This is a genomic window from Venatorbacter sp. C2-1, from assembly GCF_022832715.1.
Taxonomy (GTDB): domain Bacteria; phylum Pseudomonadota; class Gammaproteobacteria; order Pseudomonadales; family Oceanobacteraceae; genus Venatoribacter; species Venatoribacter alkanivorans.
This window is the reverse complement of record NZ_CP094879.1, coordinates 2638631-2659022: the sequence shown is the minus strand read 5'-3', so window position 1 is coordinate 2659022 and position 20392 is coordinate 2638631. Positions and strand designations below refer to the sequence as shown.

Here is a 20392-nt window from a genome sequence, read left to right as displayed (position 1 = left end):
GATTTTGCTGCATTGGCAGCAAAACAGACGATCAGGAGGCTGTTTTGGCCAGAGTACAACTCGAATTACCCGATGAATTTACCTTCAGTACAACGCTGGATGTGCGGGTAACGGAAATTAATTACGGCAATCATGTAGGTAATGACCGCATGGTGTCTTTGTTACACGAAGCCCGGCTGCGCTTTTTACGCGAACATGGTTTTGGTGAATTTAATATTGGCGGCCTGGGGTTAATGGTGTCGGATCTGGTGGTGTGCTTTACCGCAGAATCCTTTGTTGGCGATATTCTGACCTTCCATGTCGGCGTGACCGACTTCAATAAATACGGTTGCGACTTTATTTACCGGGTCGAAAATCAGGCTCAGGACAAACAGGTGGTGAAAGCCAAAACCGGTATCGTCTTTTTTGATTATGACGAGCGTAAAATTGCTCAGGTACCGCGGGTTTTTTACGAGCGCTGCGCACCCCAGCTGCTGCCTCAGGAATAATCTGGCGGCATTCAGCACATAAAAAAACGGGCCTCTGATCAGGCCCGTTTTTTATGCGCTACAGCAGTGTTCAGTTACTCTGACTCGGATCGTCAAAGTAGGCGGTAATAAAGTCGAGGAAAGCACGGCTCTTGTTCGCCAGATAGCGGTTCTGCGGGAAAACCACTTTGATGCTGCGTACCGGAATATCCACTTCCGGAAACAGGCGCACCAGTTCACCGACCTCCAGGTGCCGCTCGGCAATATAGGTTGGCAGGGCGGTGATGCCCATACCCGCCAGGCAGGCTTCGTATACCAGATCGATATCATTCACAGCCAGCTTGCGTTCAACACTGGACAGACTGAAACCATGATCTTTCTCGAACTGACGCAGCCAGTTGATACGGGCGTATTCGGCGTTGGCGACAATCAGAATGCGATGGTTGTTGAGGTCTTCCAGTTTTTCCGGTGTGCCCCAGCGCTCCAGATACTCTTTTGATGCGCAGATCACAATATTTTGCTCGGCCACCGGTTTGGCAATCAGGCGGGAATCTTCCAGTGAACCCAGACGCAGGGCGAAGTCATAGCCTTCTTTCACAATGTCGAGCGGGCGGTCGGAAATATGCAGATCGAAGCTGATGTCCGGGTACTTCTGGGAGAAATCAGTGAACATGCGCGCCAGTTCACGGCGGCCGAAGTTCGACATCGCGGTGATACGCAGACGGCCGCGTGGCGTGACGTCAAAGTCGGTAACCAGCTTTTCGGCTTCCGTGATCGACTCAAGAATATTCTCGCAGTGCTGGTAGAACATCTGTCCGGCTTCGGTCGGGCTGACGGAGCGGGTGGTGCGGTTCAGCAGACGTACGCCAAGGCGCTCTTCCAGACCGCTGATCTGCTTACTGACGGCAGATGGGGTCACTCCCAGTGAATCGGCCGCCGAGGTAAAGTTGCGCGAGCGCACAACAGAGACAAAGGTTTGCAATGAGTCGATACGGGACATAATTAATGATTCATTCTGAGTAATCCATTAGAACAGCCAGTATATTTAATTCTGAGGAAATAATAAGCCTGTTTTGATCATAAATTAGACTTATATCTAAGAGAATGACGCCTTATACCTGTGCCGGGAATTCTCCGCTTACCATCACAACGCTGCAGAAATCAGGTTTCAGTGCTGCTTTGGCGCATAGTCAGGCGATACCGGCCCTGAACTTCGTCAGCTTTTAGCGTCGCTTTTCGGCGCATGCAGGTTCAGTAAGCCTGCCAGTACGATCAGAATGGCCCCGGCCCAGGTCGTCCACGGCGGAATCTCTCCCCAGAACCACCAGCCCATCAGGGCGCCATAAATAACCGCACTGTAAACATAAACACCGACCTTGCCGGTTGGCGCGATGCGGTAGGCGCGGGTCAGTGCCAGCTGGCCGCTGGTAGCGACCACGCCAAGCGCCAGCAGCCACAGCCAGGTACTGTCAGGGACCGGCTGCCAGTTGAGCAGAGCGCCGGGGGCTGAAACCAGTGCGGCGGTCAGGCCAAAATAAAACACAATACGCTGGCTGGATTCGGTAGCCGACATACGGCGGATGGTGACCTTGGCCAGTGCGGCCAGAAAGGCGCCGAGCAGACCGACCAGCAGCGCTGTGTTGTAGCTGTCGCCATTACTCAGCATGGCCGGGTGTTCAGCGCCGGGCTGCAGGATGACACTGACCCCGGCAAAGCCGATCAGCAGCGCCAGCCAACTGTGGCGCCCGGCGGGTTCTTTCAGCCACCAGAGTGCCAGTAATGGCATAAACAGCGGCGCCGAAAGCTTCACCAGAAAGGCTTCGGTGAGCGGCAGATGGGCCAGTGCCCAGAAGTAACAGTACATGGCGCTGACACCGACCAGACCGCGCAGCAAATGCCAGTGCCAGACCCGGGTTTTCAGTTCACTTAGGCCGGTGCGCAGCAATAAAGGGGCGAGTACGATCAGACCGGCGATATTACGGAAGAACACAATCTGCTCGGTCGACAGCACGTCCGACAGGTCTTTGACCAGCGCGCCCATTAATGCCAGCAGGGCTTCACCCAGCAGCAGGAATAACGCACCGCGGCGCAGGGCGTCGGTCATTGCAGGGGCTGTCATGGCAAGTGTGTATCCCGGACTTTAAAAGAAGCGCTGCGTCACTATATAGATGAAGGTGACGGCTAAGGCGGCGATTATACGCAATCGTACGGCAGGCGGTGGGATTTGTGTGCGATCGGCCGCTTGCATGCGCTGTATCAAGATGAATTTCTATTAGTTTTACTAAATTTAATCTTGAAGGTGTTGAAAAAAATTAATCTGGTCGCATCTAAGCGGTAATGAATCAACTCTGCTCGGGGCTGCCCTGAGCGTCTATTTAGGAGATTGGAATATGCGTATGGATCGGTTGACCACCAGTCTGCAGAACGCTCTGGCCGAGAGCCAGAGTCTGGCGCTGGGGCAGGATCATAATCAGATTGATACCGTCCACTTACTGCTGGCATTGCTCGAACAGCCAAGCAGCTCGGTTAAAGATGTGGTGCGCCGTTGTGGTGCCAATGTCGTTGAGCTTGGCCGTACCCTGCGTGCGTTGCTGGACGAGCAGCCCAAAGTCAGCAGTCCGGACGGCAATATTCAGCTGGCGCCGGAGCTGGGCCGTCTGCTCAACCTGGCGGATAAAGAAGCGCAGAAACGCGGTGACCAGTATGTGTCGAGCGAAGTCTTTCTGCTGGTGGCGCTGGACGATAAAAACAGCACAGGTAAGGCACTGGCCGCGGCGGGTCTGAATAAAGACAGCGTTAATAAAGCCATTAACGAACTGCGTGGCGGTGAAAGTGTGCAGGATGCCAATGCCGAAGATAACCGTCAGTCGCTGGATAAATACTGCATCGACCTGACCGAGCGTGCCGAAGCGGGCAAACTGGATCCGGTGATCGGCCGTGATGATGAAATCCGCCGTACCATTCAGGTGCTGCAGCGCCGTACCAAAAACAATCCGGTATTGATTGGACCTCCGGGCGTGGGTAAAACCGCGGTGGTGGAAGGTCTGGCGCAGCGTATCGTCAATGGTGAAGTGCCGGAAAACCTGAAGCATAAGCGCATTCTGTCGCTGGATATGGGTTCGCTGGTGGCCGGTGCCAAATACCGTGGTGAATTTGAAGAGCGCTTAAAAGCCGTTTTAAAAGACGTCACCAAGGCCGAAGGCAGCATCATTCTGTTTGTCGATGAATTGCATACCATGGTCGGCGCCGGTAAGGGCGATGGCGCAATGGATGCCGGCAATATGCTGAAACCGGCGCTGGCCCGTGGTGAGCTGCACTGTGTGGGTGCGACCACGTTAGATGAATACCGCGAATTTATTGAAAAAGACGCGGCACTGGAGCGTCGTTTCCAAAAAGTGATTGTTGATGAGCCGAGCGTGGAAGACTCCATTGCGATTCTGCGCGGTTTAAAAGAGCGTTACGAAGTGCACCACGGTGTGCAGATTACCGACAGTGCGATTATTGCCGCGGCCAAGCTGTCGCAGCGTTATATTCCGGATCGTCGTCTGCCGGATAAAGCCATCGACCTGGTGGATGAGGCAGCATCGGTTATCCGTATGGAAATCGACTCCAAGCCACAGGAAATGGACAAGCTTGAACGACGCCTGATTCAGCTGAAAATTGAGCGTGAAGCACTGCGTAAAGAAAAAGACGAAGCGGCGAAAAAACGCCTGAGCGATCTCAACGAAGAGATCAATAAAGCCGGACGCGCTTACGTCGAGCTGGAAGAGGTGTGGAAGAAAGAAAAAGCCCTGCTTGAAGGTGCCAGCAAATCGAAAGAGCAGCTGGAACAGGCCAGAATCGAGATGGAAGCGGCGCGTCGTGCCGGCGATCTGCAGCGTATGTCAGAACTGCAGTACGGCCGTATTCCGGAGCTGGAAAAGCAGCTGGCAACAGCCGCCGAGGCAGAAACCTCCGGTAAGCAGGAATTTACTCTGCTGCGCAATAAAGTAACCGAAGATGAAATTGCCGAAGTGGTGTCGAAGTGGACCGGTGTGCCGGTGACCAAGATGCTGGAAGGCGAACGTGAAAAACTGCTGCGCATGGAAGAGGTACTGCACGATTCGGTAGTCGGGCAGGATCAGGCCATTGCTGCAGTATCGAACGCGGTGCGCCGTTCCCGTGCCGGGTTGTCTGATCCGAACCGGCCGAATGGTTCATTCCTGTTCTTAGGGCCAACCGGTGTCGGTAAAACCGAACTCTGTAAGGCGCTGGCGACCTTCCTGTTCGACAGCAGAGACGCCATGGTGCGCATCGATATGTCGGAATATATGGAGAAACACTCCGTGGCCCGCTTAATCGGTGCGCCTCCGGGTTATGTTGGTTACGAAGAAGGTGGCCTGCTGACTGAAGCCGTGCGGCGTAAACCTTATTCGGTGATTTTGCTCGATGAAGTGGAAAAGGCGCATCCGGATGTGTTCAACATTCTGCTGCAGGTGCTGGATGATGGTCAGCTGACCGACGGTCAGGGACGCCGGGTCGACTTTAAAAACACCGTACTGGTGATGACCTCGAACCTGGGCTCGGATGTGATCCAGACCATGTTTGCCGATAAGCCGTACGAGGAAATGCGCGATGCGGTGATGGATATTGTCGGCAGCCACTTCCGTCCGGAATTTATTAACCGGATTGACGAGGCGGTGGTATTCCATCCGCTGCTGAAAGATCAGATCCGCGGCATTGCGGATATTCAGCTGGATCTGTTGCGCGGCCGTCTGAAAGAACGCGATCTGGCGTTTGAGATGAGCGACGCGGCCATCAGCAAGCTGGTGGATGTGGGTTACGACCCGGTGTTTGGCGCACGGCCTTTAAAGCGTGCGATTCAGCGCTGGATCGAAAACCCGCTGGCGCAGGATATTCTGGCGGGTAAATTCCTGCCGGGTACCACCATCGTTGCCGATGTTGACAACGATCAGCTGGTTTTCCGTGCGGGGTAAGCTCCGCGCCGTTTAAACCGGCTGAGTGCCACTGACAAAACCCCCGTTGCAGTCTCTGTGGCGGGGGTTTTGTGTATACTGGCGTCTTTATCTATCTGTGATCGTTACGGAGGACGGATTGTGATGCGTCGTTTATTAAAACCCTCCCTGTTTGTGGCTGGCCTGACGATGGTGCTGAGTGCCTGCACCACGGTGATGCCGCTCAGTCTGCCACTCAGTACCATGGATCAGTGTGCTGCCCCTGAAGGTGTCAGCCTGCGTTTTAATGCCCTGACCATTGCTCTGGGTGAGCGTCCGCACGCCGGTTATGGTATCGATCTGGTGGGGCAGCAGCAGGATGACGGCGATTACCAGCTGATCTTCCGTGAGCGCTATCCCGACCCGGACAGGAAATACGCTCAGGTGATTACCTCACCTTGTCTGCAGGTTATTCTGCCGGCGGGCTGGCAGCATCTGACGGTGACCGATCAGGTCAGTGGCCGTGAATGGACATTTACTCCGCAAGACGCTCTTCAAAGTCCGACTCCGCTGAAAAAACAGGCGCCCGTGAAAGTCCCATGATTATTCTTGGCATTGACCCGGGATCACGCATTACCGGTTTTGGTGTGATCCGCCGTACGGGCCAGAAAATTGAATACGTCGTCAGTGGTTGTATCCGCACCGGCGAGGGCGAATTACCCGGGCGTCTGAAAAAAATTTACGACGGTGTCAGCGAATTAATCAGTACCTACCAGCCAGAGCAATTTGCCATCGAGCAGGTGTTTATGGGCAAGAATGCCGACTCCGCATTAAAACTGGGTCAGGCCCGTGGGGTGGCCATTGTGGCGGCGGTACAGCAGGGCTTGCCGGTAGCAGAATATGCCCCGCGCACCATTAAACAGGCGGTTGTCGGTAAAGGTGGCGCGGCGAAAGAGCAGGTTCAGCATATGGTGCAGTACCTGTTAAAGCTGCCGGGTATTCCGCAGGCGGATGCCGCCGATGCGCTGGCCATTGCCATCTGCCATGCCCATACCAGCGCCAGCCTGATGGCTCAGGCCGGAGTGAAAGGCGTGACCCGCGGACGGATGCGTTAACGTCTCAGCCACTACCTTCCATTGAGCCGCCCCGGCCATACTGGTAGGCTAGGCCGCTTTCCAGTTATGCAGTCAGAACGCAATCATGATCGGACGATTACAGGGCGTTATTCTTGAGAAGCAGGCTCCGGAGCTGCTTCTTGACGTCAACGGCGTGGGCTATGAGATTCAGGCGCCGATTTCCACCTTTGCCATGCTTGGCAAAACCGGCACCCAGGCGGTGCTCTATACCCACCTTGCCATCCGCGAAGATGCGCACCAGTTATATGGCTTCAGTGATAAGAGTCAGCGCACGCTGTTCCGCACCCTGATTAAAGTCAGCGGTGTCGGGCCTAAACTGGCTCTGGCGATTTTATCCGGTATGGATGTCAACGCCTTTGCCGTCTGTGTGCATAACGAAGATGTCACGGCGCTGACCAAACTTCCCGGTGTTGGCAAGAAAACCGCCGAACGTTTAATTGTTGAAATGCGCGATCGTCTGACCGAATGGCAGGCGCCGGCGCCATTGTGGGCGGCCGCAGATAATGCTGAAAAAGCCTCACAGGATAATCTGCTGCGCGAAGCGGAAAGTGCACTGGTCGCGCTGGGCTATAAGCCACAGGACGCGGCGAAAATGCTGAATAAAGTCAGTGCCGGTGTCGACAGCGCGGAAGAAATGATCCGCCTGGCACTGCGCAGCACTCTGGGTTCTAAATAAGGTGATCCATGATCGAAACTGACCGCTTTATCAGCCCTCAACCGCAACCGGCCGAAGAACATCAGGACCGGGCTATCCGTCCCAAATCGCTGAACGAATACATCGGTCAGCCCCATGTGCGTGAGCAGATGGAAATTTTTATCGGCGCGGCACGGGCCCGTAACGAAGCGCTGGATCACACGCTGGTATTCGGTCCGCCGGGTCTGGGTAAAACCACGCTGGCGAATATTATTGCCGAAGAAATGGGCGTGGCGATTAAGTCGACCTCCGGCCCGGTGCTGGAAAAAGCCGGCGATCTGGCAGCATTGCTGACCAATCTGGAAGAAGGCGACGTTCTCTTTATTGATGAAATTCACCGTCTGAGTCCGGCGGTGGAAGAAGTGCTGTATCCGGCCATGGAAGATTATCAGCTGGATATTATGGTGGGCGAAGGGCCTGCGGCCCGTTCGATTAAAATCGATCTGCCACCTTTTACACTGGTCGGCGCGACCACCCGCGCGGGTCTGCTGACCTCGCCACTGCGCGATCGCTTCGGCATTGTGCAGCGGCTGGAGTTTTATAATATCGCCGATCTGACCCATATTGTGTCGCGCTCCGGGCGTCTGATGCAGCTGGAAGTGGATGACAGTGGCGCCAAAGAAATTGCCCGCCGTGCACGCGGCACGCCGCGTATTGCCAACCGTCTGTTGCGCCGTGTACGTGATTACGCTCAGGTGAAAGGCGATGGCACGGTTAACCATGCCTGTGCCGATGCGGCGCTGAATATGCTCAATGTCGATGTGCAGGGTTTCGATCATATGGACCGCCGCCTGCTTCTGACCCTGCTGGAAAAATACGACGGTGGCCCGGTGGGCGTTGACAGTCTGGCGGCTTCCATTGGTGAAGAACGTGACACCATTGAAGACGTGCTGGAGCCTTACTTAATGCAGCAGGGGTACATTACCCGTACACCACGCGGACGTATGGCGACCAAACTGGCCTATCTGCATTTTGGTCTGGATTTGCCGGTTCGTTTTAATCAGGATGCGCAATAACATGGCATTTACCTGGCCGCTGCGGGTGTATATCGAAGACACCGATGCCGGTGGCATTGTGTATTACGCCAATTATTTCCGCTTTCTGGAACGCGCGCGCAGCGAGTGGTTACGCGCACTGGGCTACGGTCAGGAACAATTACGTCATCAGAATGTGTTATTTGTGGTGCGTGAGGTACAGGCCAAATACCTGAGTCCGGCACGACTGGATGATGAACTTCTGGTGTCGGTGGCCGTCGAACACAGCCGCAAAGCCAGTCTGGTGCTGAGTCAGAAGGTCTGGCGCAAACCGGCAGCAGAAAGCGCGGAAGCGGTTGATCCGCATGAATATCTGGTAGAGGCGCAAATAACCATCGCCTGTATCAGCGATACCGGACGTCCGCAGGCGGTACCCGCGGACATTCTTAAACGGATGACGGCAGGGGCCGCTTATCCGTCCGAACATAATGATGAATGTCAGGAGACGTTGTGAACGAGTCTGTTTCTATTTTTTCGTTGATTATCAACGCCAGTTTTGTTGTGCAGCTGGTGATGCTGATGTTGCTGGCGGCTTCGGTAATGAGCTGGGTTGTAATCGTACAGCGTACCCGTTTGTTATCCGCCAGCCGTGAGCAGCTGCACGATTTTGAAGAACGTTTCTGGTCGGGTGTGGATCTCAACGATCTGTACCGCGAATGTCAGCAGAAGGCGGTGCCAAGTGCAGTTGAAAACGTCTTTATGGCGGGCCTGAAAGAATTCGGAAAAATGCGCCAGCAAAACACCAATGACCCGGATGCGGTAATGGCCGGTGTACAGCGTGCGATGCGTATTGCCATTACCCGCGAATCTGAATTGCTGGATACCCATCTGCCATTTCTGGCAACTGTGGGCTCTACCAGCCCGTATATCGGTCTGTTCGGTACCGTGTGGGGCATCATGCATTCCTTCCAGGGGCTGGCCAGTGTTAAGCAGGCGACTATTGCCACCGTTGCTCCTGGTATTTCTGAAGCGCTGGTAGCCACGGCGATGGGTCTTCTTGCGGCCATTCCGGCGGTGATTTTTTACAACCGCTTCGCCAGCCGCGTCGATCAGACAGTAACCGGCATGCATACCTTTGCCGATGAGTTCTCGTCATTGCTGTACCGTCAGGCACATAAAATTCAGCAGGCAGTCAAAGCCGAAGAGAAAAAGGCGGCGGAGAAAAAATAATGGAACCTATGGCTCCTCCTGCGGCCAAGCGCCGGCCGATGGCCGAAATTAATGTGGTGCCCTACATCGATGTGATGCTGGTGCTGCTGATTATTTTTATGGTGACAGCACCGATGCTGGTGCAGAGCGTACCGGTTAACCTGCCGGATGTGGACGCGACACCGACCGAAATTGAGCCGGATGACAGCACTATTATTGTGTCGGTTAACGAACGCGGTATTTATTTTATCGAGCGTGATGAAGGTCAGCCCACCGCCATGACGCTGGGCGAAATTCAGGACTATGCGCAGAAAATTATTGGCGCTGTACCTGAAACCCGTCTGATGATCCGCGGTGATGAAGCCGTACCCTACGGCAAAGTGGTTGCGCTGATGGGCGGGCTGCAGAGTGTTGGTATTAATAATGTTGGCCTGATTACTGAAGCGCCGGACCCGGAGGCTCGCCGCTGATATGAGCTGGCTGAATCCGGAACGGTACTCGCTGCCGGTCGTATTGTCTGTGGGGCTGCATATTCTGGTGGCCTCACTGTTTCTGCTTGAATGGCCAACAGAGCACCGCGTGCCTGAACCTGTACCACCGCATGTGGTGGCCACGGTCGTGCAGGTGGAAAGTGCGGCTGAAAAGCAGCGTAAACAACAGGCAGAGAAACAGAAAAAGCGTCAGGAGCTGGCGGCCAAACGGGAAGCGGAGCGTAAGAAAAAACTGGCTGAACAGAAAAAGCGCGAAGCTGAACAAAAGAAAAAACAGGCTGCTGCGAAAAAACGCGAACAGGAAAAAGCGTTAAAAGAAAAAGCACTGGCAGAAAAGCAGGCAAAAGACAAAGCAGCAAAAGAAAAGGCCAGTAAAGAAAAAGCCGCCGAGCAGGCAAAACAGAAAGCCGCTCAGGAGCAGGCATTGCTGGAGCAGATGGCACAGGAAGAAGCTGCCGCAGAATTGAAAGAACAGCAGGAAGCCAAGATTCAGGCTGAACGCGCTGCTGCTCTGACACTGGAGTTTACCGATCAGATTAAAGCCCGGGTGGAATCGGTATGGCGATACCCTCCGGCGGTGACGGCCAGTCAGGAAGTGGAAGTACGGATTACTCTGGTACCAACCGGGCAGGTGATTCAGGTTCAGATTACCAAAGGTAGTGGTAATGCGGCGCTTGACCGTTCCGTTGAGCAGGCCGTTTATAAAGCCTCGCCACTGCCGGTACCAAAAGATGTGCGGGTATTTGAAGAAAACTTCCGCAGCTTTTTAATGAAATTCAGACCGGAGAATGCAACGTGGTAAAGCACAGTTTGATTGTCCTGATGTGGCTGTTTGCCAGCCTGAGTCAGGCCGAGTTATTAATTGAAGTCACTCAGGGGAAGCAGAGCGCGATTCCGGTTGCCGTAGTGCCTTTCAGCTGGAACGGCAGCAGTGCTCTGCCGGAAGATGTCAGTGCTATTGTGACCAACGATCTGGCCAGCAGTGGTTATTTCCGCACGCTGGCTACCAGCAATATGATTACTCAGCCGCATCAGTTAAGTGAGGTCATCTACGCTGACTGGTCACGCCTGAAACAGGATTTTGTCGTCATCGGCAGCGTGGAGTTGCAGGCTGATGGTTATGCGGTGCAGTTCCATGTGATGGATGTACATCAGCAGGTGGAAATTCTGCGTCACCGGGTAAAAGGTAAAGCATCCCAGTTACGTGACCTGGCGCATTACATCAGCGATTACATCTTTAAAAAGCTGACGGGTGTACCGGGTGTGTTTTCCACCAAACTGATTTATGTAACCACCAACCGCGAACGCAGCCGGTTTAACCTGAACTATGCCGACGCGGATGGTGCGCGGGAACAGCTGATCTACAGCTCAAAGCATCCGATTATTTCTCCGGCCTGGTCACCGGATGCGAAGAAAGTGGCCTATGTGTCTTTTGAAAATGGTCGCAGTGAGATTTTCTTCCAGGAGCTGGCTACCGGTAAGCGTGAGCGGGTAGTGGCTTTTGATGGCTCCAACAGTGCGCCGGCTTTTTCTCCGGATGGAACCCAGCTGGCGTTTGTGTTGTCAAAGCTCGGCAATCCAGACATTTATGTGATGGATCTTGCAACCCGGAAAATCGAGCGTATGACCAATCACTATGCCATTGATACTGAACCTCAGTGGGATGTTGACGGCCGTCATCTGTTTTTCACCTCGAGTCGGGCAGGTGGTCCACAGGTATATAAGCTGGACACTGCCAACAAAGAGGTAGTGCGTGTAACCTTTGAGGGTGGCTACAATGCCCGTGCTCGGATTACCGCAGATGGTCGTAAACTGGTGTATGTCCATAAGGCTAATGACCGCTTTCATATCGCATCTCAGGACGTGAAAAGTGGATTAGTGCACATTCTTACCAGTGAGACGGAATTGGATGAGTCTCCTAGTGTTGCACCCAATGGAAGTATGGTAATTTATGCTGCGAGTGAAGCGAACCGAAGCATTCTGGCGGCCGTATCGGTCGATGGCGATGTTAAGTTCCGCTTACCATCAAAATATGGTGACGTCAGGGAGCCTGCTTGGTCGCCGATTTTCCAATAATTCAAACTCACTTTCGGACTGGAAGACTGTTATGCAAACTACTGCACTGTATAAAACCTTAGGTTTGGCCTTTGGGGCTATGTTGATTTCTGCTTGTGCAAGCAAGGGAGACGTAAATGAGGGTGCAGGTTCTACTGTTGCACCAACAGCTACTGAACAACAGGCCGAAGATACCAATGCTGTTGAAAGCGCTGGTGTAAATGGTGAAGCTCTGGAAGCAGAAGCAAACGAAGCTCAGGCTGCACTGCGTGAACAAACTGTATTTTACTTTGACTTCGATCAGAGCACTCTGAAGAGCGAAGGCAAAGCGGCTCTGATGGCTCATGCGGCTTTCCTGGCGGCTAACCCAGCAGCCTCTGTTGTTCTGGAAGGTCACGCTGATGAGCGCGGTACTGTTGAATACAACCTGGCTCTGGGCGAGCGTCGTTCTATGACCGTACGTCGTTTCCTGATGGCTAACGGTGCCAACGGTTCTCAGCTGAAAGTGGTGAGCTTTGGTGAAGAGCGTCCGGTAATGATGGGTCACGACGAAGGCTCTTACGCCAAGAACCGTCGCGTTGAAGTGAAATACCAGAGCCGTTAATGAAATCTGTCGTCCTGACCTTTGCGCTGGTTGCAGTAACTGCCAGCGCCAATGCGGATGATCAGTGGGTATCTGTTGGTGCGGCCCGTCCGGTCGCACCGGCAACCCAGAACACTCCGACCGACTCCTCTGTCCGGGCTGCTGTAACAACCCCGGCAAACAATGCTCCTGCTGTTATTCCCGCTGCTTCTTCTGGTTTGTTATCTGAAATGTCCATGCAAATGGAACAGATGCAACAGGAAATTGCTGAGCTGCGTGGTCGTGTAGAAGAGCAGGATAATCTGATCCGACGTCTGACTCAGGAGCAACAGGAACGTTACCTGGATCTTGATCGCCGGATAGCTGCTTTACTGGCTGGTGGTTCACCTGCGGCTGCTCCGGTGGCGGTAGTGAAAGAATCTCCTGCAGAAGCTTATAAAAATGCGATGACGCTGGTGCGTGAGAAAAAATTCGCTGAAGCCAACGTAGCCTTTAACGATTTTGTGAAAAATTACCCGCAGGATCCGTTAGTCGGTAATGCGCTGTATTGGTCTGGTGAGGTTTATCTGGTTCAGAGCGATCTGGATAAAGCCCTGGAGAGCTTCCGTAAGGTGGTTACCCAATATCCTGATCATGACAAAGCAGCCGATGCGACCTATAAAATGGGAATCACACTGCATAAGAAGGGTGATGTGGCGCAGGCAAAGGTCTGGCTGCAGAAGGTTATTGATCTGTACACCGGCAAGGCCGACGGTACGGTCAGACTGGCCAAGTCCTATCTTGCAAAGCTTTCCTGACAGGCCTTTTAAGGCCTGTTTTTCTTTCTGAATATTCTTTGTTATCGCGCCTGAAAGCCCATGAATTCTGGGCTCATAACCTGTCTTTTGTAGCCACCGGATGACGCTAAGTCCCTGATAGTGAAACTTTTTTCGAAAAAAGGGTTGTCAGCTCCGGAAAATTAAGTATTATATGCGCCTCTTCCGGGTCGTTAGCTCAGTTGGTAGAGCAGTTGGCTTTTAACCAATTGGTCGCAGGTTCGAATCCTGCACGACCCACCAATTTTTACGGAAGAGGTAAGTTACTGAAAAGGTTGACTTTTTTTTAGAACCCGGTAACATACACAGCACTTAAGGGTCGTTAGCTCAGTTGGTAGAGCAGTTGGCTTTTAACCAATTGGTCGCAGGTTCGAATCCTGCACGACCCACCAACATCTAAAAGGGGAGAAAGCGAAAAGCTTTCTCCCCTTTTTATTTGCCTCCCGGAACCCCATCTGTTCTGTGCAGGGTTCTGGTCCGCAGAGTGACGCAGCGGACAGTGTTCTGTCTGTGATAAAATTGCCACGTTATATCCATGTCTGACAGAGAGATGTATGAACGAAACCATACCTGCCGCACAACAGATTGTCCGTGATTTCTGGTCTGCACCAGCGGCACCGCTGACGGCCGAGCAAAGCGCTGCACTTAAGCAGGAGATCCGTGAATTACTGATTCAGGAAGATGCGGCTCTGGTTGCCCACTATTACACCGACCCGGAAATCCAGGCTCTGGCGGAAGAAACCGGCGGTTGTGTGGCCGATTCTCTGGAAATGGCCCGTTTTGGCCGTGACCACAAAGCCAGCACGCTGATTGTGGCCGGTGTGCGTTTTATGGGTGAAACCGCCAAGATCCTCAGTCCGGAAAAACGCATTCTGATGCCGACGCTGGAGGCGACCTGCTCGCTGGATATCGGCTGTCCGGTGGAAGAGTTTTCGGCTTTTTGTGATCAGCATCCGGATCGCACCGTGGTGGTGTATGCCAATACCTCGGCGGCGGTAAAAGCGCGTGCGGATTGGGTGGTTACCTCGAGTATTGCTCTTGATGTGGTCAATCATCTTAAACAGCAGGGGCAGAAGCTGATCTGGGCACCGGATAAGCACCTGGGCAATTATGTGCAGCGTGAAACCGGGGCTGACATGATTCTGTGGGACAGTGCCTGTATTGTTCACGATGAATTTAAAGCCAAAGCGCTGGAAGATCTGAAGAAGGTTCATCCGGATGCGGCGGTGCTGGTGCATCCGGAATCGCCGGAGTCGGTGGTGAAAATGGCTGATGCCGTGGGCTCGACCAGTCAGCTGATTGCGGCAGCCAAAAACTTACCGAACCCTGTGCTGATTGTGGCTACCGATAAAGCCATCTTTTATAAAATGCAGCAGGCGGCGCCGGATAAGCTTCTTATAGAAGCGCCAACTGCAGGTAACGGTGCAACCTGTCGCAGCTGTGCGCATTGCCCGTGGATGGCGATGAATGGTCTGCAGAGCATCCGTGATGTGCTGGTCAATGCCGATCAGGAAATTCTGATTGAAGAAGGTCTGCGTCAGCAGGCGGTGGTCAGCCTGCAGCGCATGCTGAATTTCAATAAAGGCTGAAATTTAATAAAGCCTTTATAGAATGAAGCCTGAGCACAGCAAATAAAAATGGGCCTTCTGGCCCATTTTTTATGTCTGTTTTTCAGGTGTTATGAGTGCGATCAGGGAAGAACTGCGGCGGTATTGGCCATTACCCGCAGCCGCTGCCCCAGTGCGGCTTCCTGCTGAAAATCATGGCTCTTTTTTGCCAGCTGTAAGGCCAGTTCCATCTGTCGCAGCGCTTTGGCGTGGTAGCCCGAATAAAACAGATATTCAGCATTGGCACGATGGCCCAATAAAATCATATTGGCATCACCTGCGGCTTCACCCAGCATGCGCCAGACTGCCGGATTGGTACTGCGCAATTCGCTCAGTTGTTTGAGAATGGCTACTGCCTCATTTTTCTGGCCAGACTGGCGCAGCAGGGAGGCTTTGGTGCTCAGCAGCAGATAATCCTGGGGATCGAAAGGCAGAGCATCGTTAATGGCGTCGATGGCTTCGGCGTATTTATCTTCCGCCGCCAGGCTGCTGGCATTCAGGGCGACTACGGCAGAGTGATCGCGCCACGGGCTGATGATTTTTTTCAGATAAGCACGGCTGGCGCTGTTGTCGTTATTTTCCAGTGCCAGTCTGGCCAGGCTGTACAGCGCAGCGGCCTGTTCGGCGCTGCTGCGCGGTGTGACCTGTAACTGGTGGGTGAAGTAATCCACGCGCTTGTCAGCATTAAGTTGGTAGCGGATCATGGCTTCGTTCTGCAGTACCCGGAATTCAAAGCTCGCCAAACGGGGTTTGCGTGGGTATTTTTGCGCACGGTCAGCGGCATCGGCGACCCGTGATTCGGTTACCGGGTGGGTGAGTAAGAATTCCGGTGGACGTTCGTTGTAACGATTGGCCAGCAGCATCTGCTGAAACATGGATGGCATGGCGTAAGGATCGAGCCCTGCCGTGGACAGCGTACGCATACCGATACGGTCTGCTTCCTGTTCCCATTCGCGAGAATAGGCCAGGCGGCTCTGAATGCTGGCGGCTTGGCTGGTGAGCAGTCCGGCGAAACCGGCATCGGGGTTGTTGGTGGCAATCAGCAGAATGCTTGCCAGCAGGGTGGCGATGGCGATGGGTTCCTGTTTTTCTGCGGCTTCGATCTGGCGGGCAAAGTGACGCTGACTCAGGTGAGCCAGTTCATGTGCCAGAACGGCTGACAGCTCGTCTTCGTCGCGGGTGTGTAACAAAATGCCGAAGTTGATGCCAATAATGCCGCCGGGTACGGCAAAAGCATTTAATTCCGCGCGATCAACAACAACAAATTCAAATTCGGATTGTTTTACTTCGCTGTGGGGGACCAGGCGGAAAATCAGGTTTTCCAGAAATTCGGTTATCAGCGGGTCATCTAGGGTTTTTGCCTGTGCCCGCAGCTGGCGCAGCCAGACTCGTCCGAGATCATGTTCTTCCTGCAGGGATACATAGCTGGAGGCGCTGTCGCCAAGATCCGGCAGATCGGCGGTCGCAGCCTGGGTGGTTGGGATACTAAGGGCGGCATAACTGCTCAGCAGCAACAGCGCCAGACGTGTTAGGCGGAAATTCAAGCCCGGATTCCTGAAGTTGATTTGCGTTAGACCCGCCAGGGTGCAGGAGTTCAGCAGGTCTTATGGATCATTGTCGCTGAACTGCAATTCCCTGTGCAGGCGTTATCAGCAGACATCCGTATATAATGAGGCTTCAGTTTGGCAAAAGGCGTGCGCTGTGTCTAATTCAAACCAATATCATCAGGCTCTTGATGCTTCCGGACTGGAATGCCCATTGCCATTGTTAAAAACCAAGCTGGCGCTTAAAGCGCTGGCGATCGGTGAAGTGTTGTGGGTGAGGGCAACCGATGCCGGCTCGTGGCGTGATATCCGCAAATATATTGCAATGACCAATAATGAACTGGTGGCCGCTTCCGATGTCGATGGTTGCTATCAGTTCTGGATTAAAAAAGGAGCCTGAGGGCATGATTAAGGTATTCCGGCGCTGGATTGACCGCTATTTTTCCGATGAAGAAGCGCTGCTCTTGTTGTTGCTTATTACGGCGGTGTTGCTGGTTATTATCACGTTAGGCAAGGTACTGGCACCGTTCCTGACCGCCATTGTGTTGGCGTATCTGTTGCAGGGGACAATGAATTACTGCAAGCGCCGGGGGCTTGGTCATCTGGGCGCAACCGTGCTGGTTTTTATGCTGTTTGTCAGCGTACTGATGCTGTTATTGCTGATTATTCTGCCCGCCACCTGGCAGCAGCTGACACAGTTTTTCTATGAATTGCCGCGTATGGCCAGTAAGGGTCAGGAACTTCTGATGCTGCTTCCACAGCAGTATCCGGATCTGGTGTCGGTCGATCAGGTGAAAGTCTGGACCAAACAGATAGGTGATGAGCTGGCGTCGGTCGGGCAGTTTGCCGTGAGTTTTTCCATTACCGGGATTACCGGTGTTATGGCGGTGCTGATTTATTGTGTGCTGGTGCCGATTCTGGTGTTCTTCCTGTTGAAAGACTCCGATCAGATTCTGGCCTGGTGTACGGCATTTTTGCCGCAGCGCCGGCAACTGCTGAACCGTATCTGGTCTGAAATGGACGTGCAGATTGCCAACTACATCCGCGGTAAGGTGCTGGAAATTGTTATCGTCGGCGGCGTGACCTATGTGGCCTTTCTGATTCTTGGCGTGAACTATGCGGCGCTGCTGGCCATTGCGGTGGGGTTGTCGGTGCTGGTGCCTTATATCGGTGCGGCGGTGGTCACCATTCCGATTGCCCTAGTGGGTTATGTGCAGTGGGGTTGGACCAACGATTTCATCTGGCTGATGGTGGTGTACGGCATCATTCAGGCATTGGATGGCAATGTACTGGTGCCGTTGCTGTTTTCTGAAGTGGTGAATCTGCATCCGGTGGCCATTATTGTTGCGGTGCTGGTGTTTGGCGGGCTTTGGGGGTTCTGGGGCGTGTTCTTTGCGATTCCGCTGGCAACCCTGTTTAAAGCGGTGTTACAGGCCTGGCCCGATAACAGAGTAAGCGATAGTGACTGCGTCTGACTTGTCACCAATCCCTTGCATCAGTAGACTTGCGCCTTTGTTTTTCTGCGCCCGTTCCGGGCGGATATTTTGGAGTAGAGCTCAATGATTACCGGCAGTATTGTGGCTTTGGTAACCCCTATGCACGCTGATGGCAGTGTGGATTGGGAAAGTCTGGACGGACTGGTGGAGTTCCACATCAAACAGGGCACCGATGCTATTGTTGCCGTGGGCACCACCGGTGAATCGGCAACCCTGAGCACAGAAGAGCACTGTGCGGTGATTGAGCGTGTGGTTAAGGTCACCGCCGGTCGTCGTCCGATCATTGCCGGAACCGGCGCTAACTCAACCTCAGAAGCGATTGAGCTGACCCAGGAAGCAAAAAATCTGGGGGCCGATGCCTGTCTGCTGGTTACTCCGTATTACAACAAGCCTCCGCAGCGTGGCCTGATCAAGCACCACGAGGCCATTGCTGCTGCCGTGGATATTCCGCAGATTCTGTACAACGTACCAGGCCGTACTGCTTGTGACATGCTACCGGAAACCATCGCAGCCCTGGCGGATGTTGAGCAGATTGTGGCCGTTAAAGAAGCGACCGGCGATCTGGAACGTGCGCGTAAAGTCATTGAACTGGTGGGTGACCGTATGGCGGTCTATTCCGGTGATGATGCTACGGCTTATGAGCTGATCCTGCTGGGTGGTAAAGGCAATATTTCGGTAACGGCCAACGTGGCACCAGCTTTAATGCATCAGCTGTGTATGCTGGCGCTGGATGGTCAGGCGGCGGAAGCGAAAGCACTGAATGAGCGTCTGATGAACCTGCACAATGCCATGTTCTGCGAAGCCAACCCGATTCCGGTGAAATGGGCCTTGCATAAAATGGGGCTGATGGGACGTGGTATCCGTCTGCCGCTGGTCGAGCTGGATGAGCGTTACAAGCCAAAAGTTGAGCTGTCTCTGGCTGCTCTTGAACTCATTTAAAGCAGGCGATTGCATGCGTATTTTATTGTTGCCAGCCGTTGTTATGCTGTCCGGTTGCAGCTGGATGTTCGGTGATACCTTTCGCGACCGTGCGATGGATTATCTGGATGCAGAAGAGCAGGCGCCAACCCGGACGGAGCAGGACATCCGCCTGGTAACATCTGATGCCTATGCAATCCCGGCCTTGCCTGTTACTCCGGAAAAACCATCCTCGTTCGAGACACCACAGCCGCAGCGTTATATTGCGGAAGACGAAGAGGCTGATAACGTTGCCTCTCTGAGTGAATACCGTTCTGAAGCGCTGAATCCGCGTCTGGAAAAAGATGGCGCCGGTACGCTGATCCTGCGTCTTGATGGTGGTTTTGCCAGCGCTTGGGCCTCGGTTACGGAGGCTTTGAGTGCCTCTGATCTGAAACTGACCGACCTCAACCGCAGCACCGGTACCTATTATCTGGAAATGACGACCCGCAACGATGCCGAGCAGCTGAGCTGGTGGGATCGTTTCTGGGGGGGCGACAATGTCGTGACAGAAACCTATCTGCTGAAGATGAACCGCGCCCGCCAGGGAGTGTATTTATCTCTGCTGACCGATGCCGACAATCTGGCCGGCGAAGCCTTAACGGCTGATGTGCTGAACGAGATTAAAGCCCAGCTGGAAAAGTGAGATACGCATCTTTGGGCAGTGGCAGTCGCGGAAATGCCACCATTGTTTTACAGAATGACCGCGGAGTGCTGATTGACTGCGGTTTTAACCGCAAAAATATTCTGCTGCGGCTGCAGGAGTCCGGTGTTGACCCGCGCCAGCTGGATGGTGTGTTTGTTACTCACGAGCATGGTGATCATGCCAAAGGGGTGGCAGCGTTATGTGAAGCTCTGAGCATTCCGTTTTATGCCTCCTTCGGCACGGCACGCAAAATGGAATGGACGGAACATCCGCTCTGGCGTTGTATCAGCTCTGATCAGGTAACCAGCGTGGGTGGTCTGGCGGTGTTGCCGGTCGTGGTGCCTCACGATGCGGAAGAGCCTCTGCAGTTTGTACTGGAAAACAGCGCGGAAAAACGCCTCGGTGTTTTGTCGGATCTTGGTTCGTTAACGCCGCATATTGTGAATGTTTATCAGCGCTGCCATGCCTTACAGGTTGAAGCCAACCACGATCCGCTGATGTTGCAGAATGGTCCTTATCCGCCCAGCCTGCGTGCCAGAGTGGCCGGCAATTTCGGTCATCTGAGTAATCAGCAGTGTGCTGAGCTGATCAGTCGCGTGCAGTGGGACGGCCTGCAGCATGTCACGGCAGGTCATATCAGTGAAAAGAATAACGACCGTGCTCTGGTCAGCCAGACACTGTCTCAGGCGCTGCAATGTGCGCCGCATGAAGTATCTTTGCTGCAACAGGATCAGGTATCCGACTGGCGGCAGCTGTAACAACCGGTTTTTAAGATCCACCATTT

Annotated in this window: 22 protein-coding genes and 2 tRNA genes; 21 read left to right on the top strand and 3 right to left on the bottom strand. The window is 53.6% G+C overall.

All coding sequences use genetic code 11. The features are described from left to right. Window positions 1-44 precede the first annotated feature (44 nt). Window positions 45-488 (top strand): acyl-CoA thioesterase, encoded by a 444-nt coding sequence (locus tag MT343_RS11845; RefSeq protein ID WP_145470330.1) that lies wholly within the window; start codon window positions 45-47, stop codon window positions 486-488. Window positions 489-558: 70 nt separating this feature from the next. On the opposite strand, the gene MT343_RS11840 is transcribed toward MT343_RS11845, so the two are convergent. Both MT343_RS11840 and MT343_RS11835 read right to left on the bottom strand, forming a co-directional pair. Further along, on the bottom strand, window positions 559-1467 hold the full coding sequence (locus tag MT343_RS11840; protein ID WP_145470332.1) for a LysR family transcriptional regulator: 909 nt from the start codon (window positions 1465-1467) through the stop codon (window positions 559-561). 216 nt (window positions 1468-1683) lie between these two features. Continuing rightward, a complete protein-coding gene (locus MT343_RS11835) occupies window positions 1684-2586 on the bottom strand; it encodes a DMT family transporter (RefSeq protein ID WP_243989390.1) in 903 nt (300 codons plus the stop codon). Between the two features lie 271 nt (window positions 2587-2857). Here MT343_RS11835 and clpB point away from each other — a divergent pair, with 271 nt between their 5' ends. From clpB to nadA, 15 genes are all read left to right on the top strand, one after another. Further along, on the top strand, window positions 2858-5443 hold the full coding sequence (clpB, locus tag MT343_RS11830) for an ATP-dependent chaperone ClpB (RefSeq protein WP_145470334.1): 2586 nt from the start codon (window positions 2858-2860) through the stop codon (window positions 5441-5443). A 123-nt stretch (window positions 5444-5566) separates the two neighbouring features. Next, the gene (locus MT343_RS11825) at window positions 5567-6004 is read left to right on the top strand and encodes a protease complex subunit PrcB family protein (protein ID WP_145470336.1); all 438 of its coding nucleotides are present in this window, start codon (window positions 5567-5569) and stop codon (window positions 6002-6004) included. Then, a complete protein-coding gene (gene ruvC / locus MT343_RS11820; RefSeq protein WP_145470338.1) occupies window positions 6001-6516 on the top strand; it encodes a crossover junction endodeoxyribonuclease RuvC in 516 nt (171 codons plus the stop codon). Before MT343_RS11825 ends, ruvC begins: the two co-directional genes overlap by 4 nt. Window positions 6517-6601: 85 nt before the next feature. Next, on the top strand, window positions 6602-7213 hold the full coding sequence (ruvA, locus tag MT343_RS11815; RefSeq protein WP_145470340.1) for a Holliday junction branch migration protein RuvA: 612 nt from the start codon (window positions 6602-6604) through the stop codon (window positions 7211-7213). Window positions 7214-7221: 8 nt separating this feature from the next. Next, a complete protein-coding gene (gene ruvB / locus MT343_RS11810; RefSeq protein ID WP_145470342.1) occupies window positions 7222-8247 on the top strand; it encodes a Holliday junction branch migration DNA helicase RuvB in 1026 nt (341 codons plus the stop codon). A gap of 1 nt (window position 8248) precedes the next feature. Continuing rightward, window positions 8249-8719, top strand: a complete 471-nt coding sequence (ybgC, locus tag MT343_RS11805; RefSeq protein WP_222428600.1) for a tol-pal system-associated acyl-CoA thioesterase — start codon at window positions 8249-8251, stop codon at window positions 8717-8719. After that, window positions 8716-9435 carry a protein TolQ gene (gene tolQ, locus MT343_RS11800; protein ID WP_222428601.1) on the top strand — a complete coding sequence of 240 codons (720 nt, stop codon included), beginning with the start codon at window positions 8716-8718 and terminating at the stop codon, window positions 9433-9435. The genes ybgC and tolQ overlap by 4 nt, the downstream gene beginning before the upstream one ends. Beyond that, entirely contained in the window at window positions 9435-9884 is a 450-nt protein-coding gene (gene tolR, locus MT343_RS11795) for a protein TolR (protein WP_145470348.1), read from the top strand. The genes tolQ and tolR overlap by 1 nt, the downstream gene beginning before the upstream one ends. Window position 9885: 1 nt before the next feature. Next, the gene (tolA, locus tag MT343_RS11790; RefSeq protein WP_145470350.1) at window positions 9886-10707 is read left to right on the top strand and encodes a cell envelope integrity protein TolA; all 822 of its coding nucleotides are present in this window, start codon (window positions 9886-9888) and stop codon (window positions 10705-10707) included. Beyond that, a complete protein-coding gene (tolB, locus tag MT343_RS11785; RefSeq protein WP_145470352.1) occupies window positions 10701-11981 on the top strand; it encodes a Tol-Pal system beta propeller repeat protein TolB in 1281 nt (426 codons plus the stop codon). Before tolA ends, tolB begins: the two co-directional genes overlap by 7 nt. A gap of 31 nt (window positions 11982-12012) precedes the next feature. Further along, window positions 12013-12564, top strand: coding sequence for a peptidoglycan-associated lipoprotein Pal (pal, locus tag MT343_RS11780; RefSeq protein ID WP_145470354.1), 552 nt, complete (start codon window positions 12013-12015; stop codon window positions 12562-12564). Then, entirely contained in the window at window positions 12564-13340 is a 777-nt protein-coding gene (ybgF, locus tag MT343_RS11775) for a tol-pal system protein YbgF (protein WP_145470356.1), read from the top strand. The genes pal and ybgF overlap by 1 nt, the downstream gene beginning before the upstream one ends. Window positions 13341-13525: 185 nt before the next feature. Next, window positions 13526-13601, top strand: a tRNA-Lys gene (locus MT343_RS11770). Between the two features lie 73 nt (window positions 13602-13674). Further along, window positions 13675-13750 (top strand) — tRNA-Lys (locus tag MT343_RS11765). A 162-nt stretch (window positions 13751-13912) separates the two neighbouring features. Continuing rightward, the gene (gene nadA, locus MT343_RS11760) at window positions 13913-14947 is read left to right on the top strand and encodes a quinolinate synthase NadA (RefSeq protein WP_145470358.1); all 1035 of its coding nucleotides are present in this window, start codon (window positions 13913-13915) and stop codon (window positions 14945-14947) included. Between the two features lie 101 nt (window positions 14948-15048). Here the strand turns inward: nadA and MT343_RS11755 are convergent, their stop codons facing one another. Continuing rightward, window positions 15049-16509, bottom strand: coding sequence for a M48 family metalloprotease (locus MT343_RS11755; protein WP_186436006.1), 1461 nt, complete (start codon window positions 16507-16509; stop codon window positions 15049-15051). A gap of 157 nt (window positions 16510-16666) precedes the next feature. Between MT343_RS11755 and MT343_RS11750 the strand changes: the two genes are divergently transcribed. The 5 genes from MT343_RS11750 to MT343_RS11730 all read left to right on the top strand — a co-directional run bounded on the left by MT343_RS11750 (window position 16667) and on the right by MT343_RS11730 (window position 20366). Further along, window positions 16667-16909, top strand: coding sequence for a sulfurtransferase TusA family protein (locus MT343_RS11750; protein ID WP_145470362.1), 243 nt, complete (start codon window positions 16667-16669; stop codon window positions 16907-16909). A gap of 4 nt (window positions 16910-16913) precedes the next feature. After that, entirely contained in the window at window positions 16914-17984 is a 1071-nt protein-coding gene (locus MT343_RS11745; protein WP_145470364.1) for an AI-2E family transporter, read from the top strand. 84 nt (window positions 17985-18068) lie between these two features. Continuing rightward, window positions 18069-18944, top strand: a complete 876-nt coding sequence (gene dapA / locus MT343_RS11740; RefSeq protein WP_145470366.1) for a 4-hydroxy-tetrahydrodipicolinate synthase — start codon at window positions 18069-18071, stop codon at window positions 18942-18944. 13 nt (window positions 18945-18957) lie between these two features. Beyond that, entirely contained in the window at window positions 18958-19608 is a 651-nt protein-coding gene (gene bamC, locus MT343_RS11735; protein ID WP_186436007.1) for an outer membrane protein assembly factor BamC, read from the top strand. Then, window positions 19605-20366: an MBL fold metallo-hydrolase gene (locus MT343_RS11730; protein WP_145470370.1), complete on the top strand. Its 762-nt coding sequence runs from the start codon at window positions 19605-19607 to the stop codon at window positions 20364-20366. The genes bamC and MT343_RS11730 overlap by 4 nt, the downstream gene beginning before the upstream one ends. The last annotated feature ends 26 nt before the right edge of the window (window positions 20367-20392 follow it).

Excerpts from the sequence above, each read along its gene's own strand:
- MT343_RS11840 (WP_145470332.1), bottom strand. The coding sequence starts at position 1,467 with ATGTCCCGTATCGACTCATTGCAAACCTTTGTCTCTGTTGTGCGCTCG.
- MT343_RS11835 (WP_243989390.1), bottom strand. The coding sequence starts at position 2,586 with ATGACAGCCCCTGCAATGACCGACGCCCTGCGCCGCGGTGCGTTATTC.
- clpB (WP_145470334.1), top strand. The coding sequence starts at position 2,858 with ATGCGTATGGATCGGTTGACCACCAGTCTGCAGAACGCTCTGGCCGAG.
- MT343_RS11825 (WP_145470336.1), top strand. The coding sequence starts at position 5,567 with ATGCGTCGTTTATTAAAACCCTCCCTGTTTGTGGCTGGCCTGACGATG.
- ruvC (WP_145470338.1), top strand. The coding sequence starts at position 6,001 with ATGATTATTCTTGGCATTGACCCGGGATCACGCATTACCGGTTTTGGT.
- ruvA (WP_145470340.1), top strand. The coding sequence starts at position 6,602 with ATGATCGGACGATTACAGGGCGTTATTCTTGAGAAGCAGGCTCCGGAG.
- ruvB (WP_145470342.1), top strand. The coding sequence starts at position 7,222 with ATGATCGAAACTGACCGCTTTATCAGCCCTCAACCGCAACCGGCCGAA.
- ybgC (WP_222428600.1), top strand. The coding sequence starts at position 8,249 with ATGGCATTTACCTGGCCGCTGCGGGTGTATATCGAAGACACCGATGCC.
- tolR (WP_145470348.1), top strand. The coding sequence starts at position 9,435 with ATGGAACCTATGGCTCCTCCTGCGGCCAAGCGCCGGCCGATGGCCGAA.
- tolA (WP_145470350.1), top strand. The coding sequence starts at position 9,886 with ATGAGCTGGCTGAATCCGGAACGGTACTCGCTGCCGGTCGTATTGTCT.
- pal (WP_145470354.1), top strand. The coding sequence starts at position 12,013 with ATGCAAACTACTGCACTGTATAAAACCTTAGGTTTGGCCTTTGGGGCT.
- ybgF (WP_145470356.1), top strand. The coding sequence starts at position 12,564 with ATGAAATCTGTCGTCCTGACCTTTGCGCTGGTTGCAGTAACTGCCAGC.
- nadA (WP_145470358.1), top strand. The coding sequence starts at position 13,913 with ATGAACGAAACCATACCTGCCGCACAACAGATTGTCCGTGATTTCTGG.
- MT343_RS11745 (WP_145470364.1), top strand. The coding sequence starts at position 16,914 with ATGATTAAGGTATTCCGGCGCTGGATTGACCGCTATTTTTCCGATGAA.
- dapA (WP_145470366.1), top strand. The coding sequence starts at position 18,069 with ATGATTACCGGCAGTATTGTGGCTTTGGTAACCCCTATGCACGCTGAT.
- bamC (WP_186436007.1), top strand. The coding sequence starts at position 18,958 with ATGCGTATTTTATTGTTGCCAGCCGTTGTTATGCTGTCCGGTTGCAGC.